5 protein-coding genes are annotated in these 3,147 nt (G+C 47.1%); all 5 read right to left on the bottom strand.

The annotated features are described in order from the left end of the window. Positions 1–46: 46 nt before the first annotated feature. On the bottom strand, positions 47–496 hold the full coding sequence (locus tag ACNQ0W_RS24895) for an HNH endonuclease (RefSeq protein WP_000241453.1): 450 nt from the start codon (positions 494–496) through the stop codon (positions 47–49). Between the two features lie 54 nt (positions 497–550). Next, positions 551–745, bottom strand: a complete 195-nt coding sequence (locus ACNQ0W_RS24890) for a hypothetical protein (RefSeq protein ID WP_000159617.1) — start codon at positions 743–745, stop codon at positions 551–553. Then, positions 742–1,053: a hypothetical protein gene (locus ACNQ0W_RS24885; protein WP_000172888.1), complete on the bottom strand. Its 312-nt coding sequence runs from the start codon at positions 1,051–1,053 to the stop codon at positions 742–744. Before ACNQ0W_RS24885 ends, ACNQ0W_RS24890 begins: the two co-directional genes overlap by 4 nt. A gap of 62 nt (positions 1,054–1,115) precedes the next feature. Then, entirely contained in the window at positions 1,116–1,355 is a 240-nt protein-coding gene (locus tag ACNQ0W_RS24880) for a hypothetical protein (RefSeq protein ID WP_001180999.1), read from the bottom strand. A gap of 249 nt (positions 1,356–1,604) precedes the next feature. Continuing rightward, positions 1,605–3,017: a hypothetical protein gene (locus ACNQ0W_RS24875; protein WP_022646499.1), complete on the bottom strand. Its 1,413-nt coding sequence runs from the start codon at positions 3,015–3,017 to the stop codon at positions 1,605–1,607. Between the last annotated feature and the right edge of the window lie 130 nt (positions 3,018–3,147).

The following is a 3,147-nucleotide window of genomic DNA, read 5'->3' as shown; positions in this document are numbered from 1 at the left end:
TCACGCTGAAAATGCCGGCCTTTGAATGGGTTCATGTGCAGCTCCATCAGCAAAAGGGGATGATAAGTTTATCACCACCGACTATTTGCAACAGTGCCATTTCTTTTCTCATTCCTTCAACACTAAAAGCTCCTTTAAAAAGGTTGCAGGGGGCGCATGATGGAAATAAGTTTTCTATAGCATGCAGTTCAGGGTGCATAACCTTACCCGTACTTCGGGCAACATGAGTTACGCCGCTGCCGACAGGGGCTCTCACCAGTTCAAAGTCGCGTCGAACAGGCTCAACATGATCGGCATGCCACCCTTTTTCAGGAAGCTTGCAACCACAATAGGCACAACGCCCCCCAAATTTCATTCGCAGCTCAGCTCGCTGTATTTTAGAGATCTTATTTTTAGGTTTTGAGAACCTACCATCAGGTGATTCAGCTTTGGATAACTTTGCTGAGGGCTCAGGTAATTCAACTAAATTCCCGTTGATATTTATCACCTTGACCATATCATTTTCCGCCTTTACTAAGCTCACGGGCACAGGAACTGGCTTAAGTAACCGCTAAAGATAACAGCCACTGACTGCATCTACCCAGACCTTCTGTTTATACTCAATAGGCCACCCCTCTTTATCTGCCCGGATGACGCAATCATTTACCGTGGTGCGTGACCGGATACGAACATCAAGCGGAAGCGAATCGTTATCCACACGAGCCTGTGCCTCATTTAAAATGCGTAAAAACATCTCTTTGGTCATTCAGATACCCCCTCAACTTTGCGAATTTTGATCAGATGAGGGCGACTCAGTTTACAAAGTTGTTCTGTCGCTTCATCAATCGAATTGAACCGATGAGCCTCTTCGATATTTAAAGTCCAGTATTTCGCTTTCCCTTCTCCCAGATCGGACTCAAAATAATTTCGCTTTACATCCATTTTTTTAGGCCTGCCATTTATCTTGACGACATTATGTCTGTCATCAAAAAGAAATTCGTCCCCCTCAAAAGTGATTAATACAAATGGCCCCTCAGGCTTGGAAGTCCGGGAACTTTCCATTTTCAAAGTCATACTTCAGCCTCTCGATAGAACTCATGAAACGTCAAATTAAAATGGACTCACACCACACTGATTCAGTATTCCTCCTGAACCCCATTAGGCTCTGTTGTGATTTCATATTTAATTCCGCCAGGTGCTCCCACAGCGTCCGCGACCGACTCACACAGCAGCGAGAGATCGTTGAGGGTCATTGGGTGTTCAATGTCCAGCGTGAAGAGTTTCCCGGCTTGCTTGGCGGCTGTCTTGTCAGCATGTTCGGCATTAAAAAGGTATACGGTGTGTTTTTCCTGAGCGGGTGTATTTTGATTTTGCATTGATGATCCTTTTGTTTAGTTCCCCGATTCCGGGGGTGAGTGAATTAATTTAAATTTATATTCGTCTGGTTTAATTAGAACGTTTCCACGCTATGCGTAAACAGGTAATGCAAGGGCTGTATCAACAGGATTAAAGTTACTTTTCTGGATGCAGCAACGCTTGGACATGATGTCCACATTACATCACGATCAAAGCTAAGTTTTTTTTGTATAACCCCTCCATTTTCGTGTGTTTCGCGTTTCAGACGCTTATACGACCTGCTTGACCATCCTCATCAGAAGGCGGTTTAACAGTCCTTTCGCTGTCGGGCGATTGCTATCGACATAGTAAAAACCTGTTTTGGTCGTACCGTGAGCACTGCTCAGCACCCTCAGTTCCCAGATAACGTCACGGATAACGCCGCCATTTTCTGGCTTAAGGCATTCAGATAAATGGCGCATGAAACGAGCTCTTACGGCACGGTAATAGCGGAACTCCTCTGGCTGGTTAGTATTTTCTTTCACCCGGAGTCGCTGGTTACACAGAGTTAGAACTGCATCCATCATTCCCGCCTTCAGCTTCGCCTGGATCGCACCTTGTTGCTGTTCCCTCTCACCTTCGAGTAACGTTAAAATTCTTTCTCCGAGTGCCGTCTTGTTGTGTACGTGCAACTGAACACAGGCAGCTACGCATGCCCAGAATCTGAACTTTTTTATCTGTCCACGCAATTTCCGGGCTACAACCTGACGGTATGCAGAATCACTGAGTATTTTAAAACGCCGACTGGCAACCAGCTCTGGAAGCGACACTCTGTCGCCTATCCCCAGGCGGGAAAAGGTTTGTCCCCGCTGTGCGAGACGATGATAGACAGCGCCCTTGCCTTTTGAAATTCGGACCGCGCCATAACGAAGAAGATACTGAGCAGCAGTCGTTGGAGTAAACTCACCGTCAGCGATGCGCTGGCGTAACCCGTCGTATTCATGCCAGATAATCCAGGACGCCGTATCTTCTTCAACAGTCAGCTCATCCTCTTCCTCGAATGCCACGACGACAGAACTGCTCTCTCCGGTCTTTAGGCTACGTGAAGCCCTGGGGTCAGCCTGCCCGTCAAAATAGGTCATCAGCGGCAACGTATCAGTCAGTCCATCATAAGCTGTACCGAACCGGCCTCCGGGCAGTTTCATCCAGAGTGGAGCTGGCATTGGTGTACGGGGCACAGGCTGCATGTCAGGCTCATCCTCAAGAAGGTCCAGATCGGCCTCTTCCCAGACCCTGCGATAGATCTCAATTGCCCGAAACGGGCGAGGGTTGAAACAGTGCAACGACCAGAGGAAATCAACGTGGATCACGTTTGCTTCCTGTACAAGCCGAAATTGTGGCTCAGCCATACGACGGTTATAAGCCGTATCGTCAACCTCGCCGGAAAGTAGCTTTCTGCGATGCTCTGCCGCACGTCTTGCTTCAACATAATCAAGGCTGCAACAGGCATGAAAAAGACGTTCAGTCAGGGACGAAGAAAAGATATTGGGTTGAAGACGCACATATCCGCCTTCGAACACTTTACGACCGATATAATCCCGCAGGCTCCAGTCGTACTGGATCTTAGAAAGAAATCGCTGAAGACGACTCAGGCCAGCCTGATAACCGTATTTCTCCGGGTCAGTTCGAAGGAGCGTTTCCATTGAATGGTCAACCCCTACTGCTGTGCAAAATGAGCACCCTATAATTCTGATCATTTAGAAATTTTTTTGCGTTTAAAATCAATGAATTGAAAGATTTCATTTTTCTAAGTCTGATAAAACAGATGAAAAC

The sequence above is a fragment of the Enterobacter cloacae complex sp. 6730903 genome, from assembly GCF_048283985.1.
In the GTDB taxonomy this organism is placed as follows: Bacteria; Pseudomonadota; Gammaproteobacteria; order Enterobacterales; family Enterobacteriaceae; genus Enterobacter; species Enterobacter hormaechei_C.
The sequence above is the reverse complement of the archived record's forward strand: the minus strand, read 5'-3'. Positions and strand labels throughout refer to the sequence as shown.